At 42.7% G+C, this 5,683-nt stretch carries 8 protein-coding genes; 5 read left to right on the top strand and 3 right to left on the bottom strand.

Annotated features, from left to right (window positions below; genetic code table 11):
- Positions 1–54 precede the first annotated feature (54 nt).
- Together LC574_RS23485 and LC574_RS23480 are read right to left on the bottom strand one after the other, a co-directional pair.
- The gene (locus LC574_RS23485; RefSeq protein WP_229455979.1) at positions 55–204 is read right to left on the bottom strand and encodes a hypothetical protein; all 150 of its coding nucleotides are present in this window, start codon (positions 202–204) and stop codon (positions 55–57) included.
- 24 nt (positions 205–228) lie between these two features.
- Entirely contained in the window at positions 229–2,430 is a 2,202-nt protein-coding gene (locus LC574_RS23480) for a protein phosphatase 2C domain-containing protein (protein ID WP_229455978.1), read from the bottom strand.
- A gap of 233 nt (positions 2,431–2,663) precedes the next feature.
- On the opposite strand from LC574_RS23480, the gene LC574_RS23475 reads away from it, so the two are divergent.
- The 5 genes from LC574_RS23475 to LC574_RS23455 all read left to right on the top strand — a co-directional run bounded on the left by LC574_RS23475 (position 2,664) and on the right by LC574_RS23455 (position 5,348).
- A complete protein-coding gene (locus LC574_RS23475) occupies positions 2,664–3,098 on the top strand; it encodes an NfeD family protein (RefSeq protein ID WP_229455977.1) in 435 nt (144 codons plus the stop codon).
- Positions 3,099–3,307: 209 nt separating this feature from the next.
- Positions 3,308–4,315 (top strand): SPFH domain-containing protein, encoded by a 1,008-nt coding sequence (locus LC574_RS23470; RefSeq protein WP_229455980.1) that lies wholly within the window; start codon positions 3,308–3,310, stop codon positions 4,313–4,315.
- A 2-nt stretch (positions 4,316–4,317) separates the two neighbouring features.
- On the top strand, positions 4,318–4,479 hold the full coding sequence (locus LC574_RS23465) for a hypothetical protein (RefSeq protein ID WP_229455976.1): 162 nt from the start codon (positions 4,318–4,320) through the stop codon (positions 4,477–4,479).
- 222 nt (positions 4,480–4,701) lie between these two features.
- Entirely contained in the window at positions 4,702–4,947 is a 246-nt protein-coding gene (locus LC574_RS23460) for a hypothetical protein (protein WP_229455975.1), read from the top strand.
- The gene (locus LC574_RS23455; protein WP_229455974.1) at positions 4,944–5,348 is read left to right on the top strand and encodes a PIN domain-containing protein; all 405 of its coding nucleotides are present in this window, start codon (positions 4,944–4,946) and stop codon (positions 5,346–5,348) included. Before LC574_RS23460 ends, LC574_RS23455 begins: the two co-directional genes overlap by 4 nt.
- Before the next feature lie 159 nt (positions 5,349–5,507).
- Here the strand turns inward: LC574_RS23455 and LC574_RS39200 are convergent.
- Positions 5,508–5,683 (bottom strand): NotI family restriction endonuclease (locus LC574_RS39200; RefSeq protein ID WP_368736726.1); only part of this gene is annotated, 176 nt, incomplete at its 5' end.

The raw sequence follows: 5,683 nt of genomic DNA, 5'->3' as shown, positions 1-5,683 counted from the left end.
GGTAGATTCCCTAATTGTTGGAAATAAAAGTGAATTCAACCCCAAAAGATTAGACTAATAAAAATTTTCTGGACTAGACTTTTCAAAATTACCAGTAATATGAGTTACATCTGCGGAATGCAGGTTCATCATCAACATCACGATATTCATCATCAACATCACGACATTCATCATCAACATCACGACATTCATCATCAACATCACGATATTTCGGTATAACCTATTTTCCTATTTCCCACCCGGACACACTTGCTGCATTCTTTGAGGAAGTTGCCGACACATCTGCTGAAATCCTTGAGGATTAATTTGCCACCAAGCAAATAATCCCAAACTTGTACCCCCCACAAGCAACGCCAACACTTTGCCCAACATTACCAAACCTTTACCCCGCTTAGGTTTTTTAATTAAAGTTGGTGGAATTTCAAAGCTCAGAACTGGTTCTTCTGAAAGATCCAAATCTAGATCCAAATCTAGCAAAGCTTGCGAACTTTCTGTAGAAGAAATTGGTTCTTCCAGTTCTTGTTTTTCTAGTTCCTCTTGTTCCTCTGGTTCTTCTTGTATCTCTGCTTCTATAATGTCTTCTGGCAACGCCGGAGTCACAGGTACTAAGTATTCTGGGGAGACACGGCAATAAGTGAGAACAACCGATGTATTATCATGCCCATTTTTTTCGTTTGCCAAGTCAATCCAGTTGCGGACAGCATCTTCAACTGTCAGTTCACCTGTTAACACGGGTGTTGCATAATCTTGCCAAAATTGTTCCACCAAGTTATTATCACTTAAACCATCAGAACAAAGTAGCAATATGCCATCTTCTTCTACAATGAATCGCTGAACTTTAAGACGCATAGATTCCGCATCTCTTGTGCCTAATGCTTGAGTTAAGGCACTAGCATCTGCTTTCAAAAGCGCCTTTCGATATAAGCTTTTACCATAGCGTACTTCCCGCGTTGCCACATCATCACCTACTGTCATTAGCTGACAATAATTGCGAGTAATCCAATAAGCTCGGCTATCGCCAACATTAGCCAAGTAAAGTTCATTGGTATTATTTGATTGCCACCCAGTACTCGTCTGCTCTCGTTGTGGAACTTGCACCGCCATAACAATAGTTGTAGCCATGCGTTCTTTGCCTTGGCGTTTTTGTTGATTATTGCGGGCACTAATGAGATTATTTACCACCCGTAAGCTTGCTTCTAATTGTTCCTGCAACAACTCTGGTGGTACAAGTACAGTTTGTTCTGTAACCTCCTTGAGTAAAGCGCGAATTTGCAACTTTACAGACTGCACCGCCAACCTACTGGCAACCTCCCCGCCTTCATGTCCGCCAATGCCATCGCAAACAATCAACAAGTGGGACAATAAAGGTTCATTGAAAGCGACGGGAAACTCCATCCCCTCGTGGGTGTTCTGGGATAGTCGCCCCGTCGCTTGGGGCATTGAGGATTGGGCATTGGTAACTTCTTCCCCATGCCCACTTGCCCTGAGCGACTTGTACTGAGCGTAGTCGAAGTAAGCCGAAGGGATGCCCCATTCCCCATGCCCAAAAACTCCATCCCCTTGTGGGTGGAGTTTTTTATCTAAGTCACTCAAAACATTGGGGTAGCAAGCGTCTTCATTTTGCGCCATAATTGGGCCAATATCTGTAGAGCCTGCCACCTTCAAAACTAATGGCAATTCTGCCGCAGATGCTAGTAGCAAATTATTGAGTTGAATATTAATAGTCTCTAACTCAACCTCAGTTTCACACATCTGCTGGACTATGTTCTGTAACCCTTTGGCTACTGATGCCTTGGCAGACGCTAACCAAAATTGCCAACACTCTCCCAGATTTTGTAAACTCAGTTTTTCATCTGCTGGTGTTTGGTAGAGTTCCAACAGTCGCACACACCAACCTTGAACTCTCAAGTTGTCTACTACTAGTAAACTGCGGCTAAGTCCCAATTCTGATAAAGGTGTCCAAAGTTGGAGAATTTGCCACAGCCAATAAACTTGTCGTACCGCCGTTGCTTGCTCCCATGCCTCAACAATAGTTGGATAGATATTTCCGTTTTCATCTATCGGCACATTTTCTAATAAGAGGATATCAGTTGTATCTCCCTCAAGGTAACAAGCAAACCCATAAGGCTGTGGGAGATGTAATCGCTCTTGATATAATCGTAGGTAAGGAATTACTTCCGTTGGCAATTCTTCAGGTGCATCTGGCGACAGTCCCGGTTGAGTATCCAGCCAAATCTGGGGACTAATTACCTCATACCTATCTGCTACCCTCGTACCTGGTGAGATTTTGGCAGACAATGAGCCAGTAGCCCAAAGATAGCGGTGAACTAAAGGAGTTTGACAAGTGGCACAAACACTATCTCCAATGGGATTAATGGGACTATTACAGGCTGGATTTATACAATAAATTATCAGTTGAGTAGAAATCATAAAGGTATAAATTTAACAAACCAATCAACTCATGAACTTCGATTAATTTTAGCTGGCAAAGATTTGAAGGCTAGAATAGACTGTAACTGTGTACCGCTAGCTACATCTTTTTACTGAAATTAATCAAAATTATTGGTAAAAATACCAAGTTTTGTTTTCTGTAAATAACTTACGTCTGGCTGTATCTAATCGTAGAAATGCATTTACGTCAATGTAGAGTTTAGGATGGCGCTATGCCAAGTTTTACCTTAATCTGGCTTCTGGCGGGAGCAGTTCTGTGTTTAATGGAACTATTCTTACCATCAGCGTTTGTAGCCTTCATGATGGGAATCAGCGCTTTTATGGTGGCGCTGCTGTCTGGAGTGGGTTTGGGAAGTGTATGGTTGCAAGTTGTACTTTGGCTGTTGTTTTCTACAGCACTAGTTTTGCTTTCCCGTCGGTTTTTGCAACCAAGACAACGCAAATCAAAAATTCGGGATGCAGTCATAGCTGAAACTTTAACAGAAATTCTACCTGGAAAAACAGGGCGGGTGCGGTATGAGGGAAATTCTTGGCAAGCAAGATGTGACGATGACAAATTTACCGTACCACCTAATCAGAGAGTTTATGTGGTTAGAAGAGAAGGTAATACTTTGATTGTGATACCAGAAAATCTGTTGAATTCTTAGTCAATGGGGAGTGGGGAGTGGGGAGTGGGGAGTGGGGAGTGGAGACGCGATTAATCGCGTCTGTACAGGAATTAGGAGTTAAGAGTTATCTATCCCCCTCATCCCCCTCATCCCCCTCATCCCCCTCATCCCCCTCATCCCCCACTCCCCACTCCCCACTCCCTACTCCCCACTCCCCACTCCCTTTATTAAAAATCAGGAGATTCACAATGGAACAGTTCTTTTTACTAGTATTTTTAGCCCTTGGTGGTTCTGCTGTAGCAGGTTCTGTGAAAGTTGTCAATCAGGGTAATGAAGCTTTGGTGGAAAGATTGGGTAGCTATAACAAAAAGTTGGAACCGGGACTAAACTTTGTTATTCCTTTCCTAGATAGAATTGTCTACCAAGAAACTATCCGAGAAAAAGTCTTAGATATTCCTCCCCAACAGTGCATTACCCGTGACAACGTTGGCATTGAGGTAGATGCAGTGTTTTACTGGCGCATCGTGGACATGGAAAAAGCCTGGTACAAGGTAGAAAATCTCCAGTCGGCAATGGTAAACATGGTGCTGACTCAAATTCGCGCCGAAATGGGGCAACTGGAGTTGGATCAAACTTTTACTGCTCGTTCCCACATCAGTGAACTTTTATTACAGGATTTGGACGTTGCTACCGATCCTTGGGGTGTGAAAGTGACACGGGTAGAATTGCGAGATATTATTCCGTCTCAAGCGGTGCGTGAATCGATGGAATTGCAAATGTCGGCAGAACGACGCAAACGGGCAGCAATTTTAACTTCTGAGGGCGATCGCGAAGCTGCTGTCAATAGCGCCAGAGGTAAAGCTGAGGCACAAATCTTGGATGCGGAAGCTCGTCAAAAATCGGTAATTTTGCAGGCTGAAGCTGAACAAAAGGCGATCGTTTTGAAGGCTCAAGCGGAACGTCAGCAACAGGTTCTCAAAGCGCAGGCGATCGCAGAGTCATCAGAAATTATTGCCCAAAAGCTCCATAATAACCCCAATGCCAATAAAGCAGTGGAAGTTCTGTTTGCTTTGGGTTATCTCGATATGGGCGCGACAATTGGTAAAAGCGATAGCAGTAAGGTGATTTTTATAGATCCGCGTTCCATTCCCGCTGCTTTAGAGGGCATACGTTCTGTCGTTTCAGATGGTCAGGTTAACTCTAACGAATTGTTTTCTAAGCAAATACCAGGATTAGAAAATAACCGCGCTAGTTAAGAATGGGGAGTGAGGAGGATGAGGGGGATGAGGGGGATAAGGGAGACAAGGGAGACAAGGGTGAATTATTGAACAAGTCTCTCCCTTATCTCCCCCCTCTTCCTTGTCTACCTTGTCTCTTCTCAATGCCCAATGCCCCATGCCCAATGCCCCATTCCCAATGACTAATGACTAATGACTAATGACTAATGATAATTAACCCAGAACAGGTTATCAACGCTATTATTGCGATCGCTAATCCTTTAATTAAGGAAAAAATTCAAGTTATAATAATGCAGTTCTAGCTAGTTGCAGTGATGCTCCAAGTGCTAGGGACTGTGGAAAATTAAGTCAGGAATTGCATAAAGCGCGATAATAAAATCATAGTTGAATGAAAAAATTAAAAAATGACAGTCAGCAAAGAACATATCAAGCAAGAATTAGACAACCTCAACGAAGAACAACTAGAGGAAGTTGCTGATCTTATTACATCCCTTAAATTCCGTACTCAAACAATCGAGAAAACTCCAAAAAAACGTCTCAGTGAATTTTATGGTGTTTTACATACAACTATTGCCTATCCAGGTAAAGAAGCAATTCGTCAAATAGTTGGCGAAACTTTAGCTCAAAAAAATTCCACTGAGAAATCATGACTAATTTGTGGGTAGATGCTAACATTCTGCTCCGTTTTCTCACTGGAGAACCACCTGATTTAGCACAACGAGCTTTAGGACTAATACAAAAGGCTGAATCTGGAGAAGTTACGCTCCGACTTTCGCCAATTGTCGTCGCAGAAGTGATTTGGGTTTTGTCTTCGTTTTATAAATATTCCCGCGTGCAAATTGCTGAAGTTTTGTTGCCTTTAGTCGCCGCAGAAGGAATTTTATTAGACGATTTAGAACAAGTAATAGCAGCCATTGAACGCATGGCTAATGCTAATGTCGATTTTATCGATGCTTATTTAGCAGAAATTGCTCGTCAAAAAGGAGAGACAATAGTTTCTTTTGACAGAGATTTTAAGCGTTTAGAAATTGATTGGGTTCAACCAGAATAGATAGATGCAAAAATGGAAATAAATTTTAGGCGATACCTGACGTAAGTTTGCGCTAACGCACTTTTGTAGTGAAAGGTTTTGGTTGTGCAATGTCTACGACGGGCTACGCCTACGCGTTTGTGTAGTAAATTTTCAAACCCCGTTAAAATATAGTTAATTTTAGATAGTTTCCAATGACAGCCCAAGAGTTAAAAACACAGTTACTATCCCTATCACCCCATCAACCTCACGATATTTCCGGATGGTGCAGACGCCGCCCGGCTTCGCACATATCGCCCCTGGCGCTATGGATGCCGCAAATCTGCATGGCTCAGATGTTGTGTCTTTTTCGTCTG

The sequence above is a fragment of the Nostoc sp. CHAB 5715 genome (assembly GCF_020829685.1).
In the GTDB taxonomy this organism is placed as follows: Bacteria; Cyanobacteriota; Cyanobacteriia; order Cyanobacteriales; family Nostocaceae; genus Nostoc.
This window is presented reverse-complemented; position numbering and strand designations above follow the sequence as displayed.

Bases quoted from the DNA above. Each gene is read 5' to 3' on its own strand.
- LC574_RS23480 (WP_229455978.1), bottom strand. From the start codon at position 2,430: ATGATTTCTACTCAACTGATAATTTATTGTATAAATCCAGCCTGTAAT.
- LC574_RS23475 (WP_229455977.1), top strand. From the start codon at position 2,664: ATGCCAAGTTTTACCTTAATCTGGCTTCTGGCGGGAGCAGTTCTGTGT.
- LC574_RS23470 (WP_229455980.1), top strand. From the start codon at position 3,308: ATGGAACAGTTCTTTTTACTAGTATTTTTAGCCCTTGGTGGTTCTGCT.
- LC574_RS23465 (WP_229455976.1), top strand. From the start codon at position 4,318: ATGGGGAGTGAGGAGGATGAGGGGGATGAGGGGGATAAGGGAGACAAG.
- LC574_RS23460 (WP_229455975.1), top strand. From the start codon at position 4,702: ATGACAGTCAGCAAAGAACATATCAAGCAAGAATTAGACAACCTCAAC.
- LC574_RS23455 (WP_229455974.1), top strand. From the start codon at position 4,944: ATGACTAATTTGTGGGTAGATGCTAACATTCTGCTCCGTTTTCTCACT.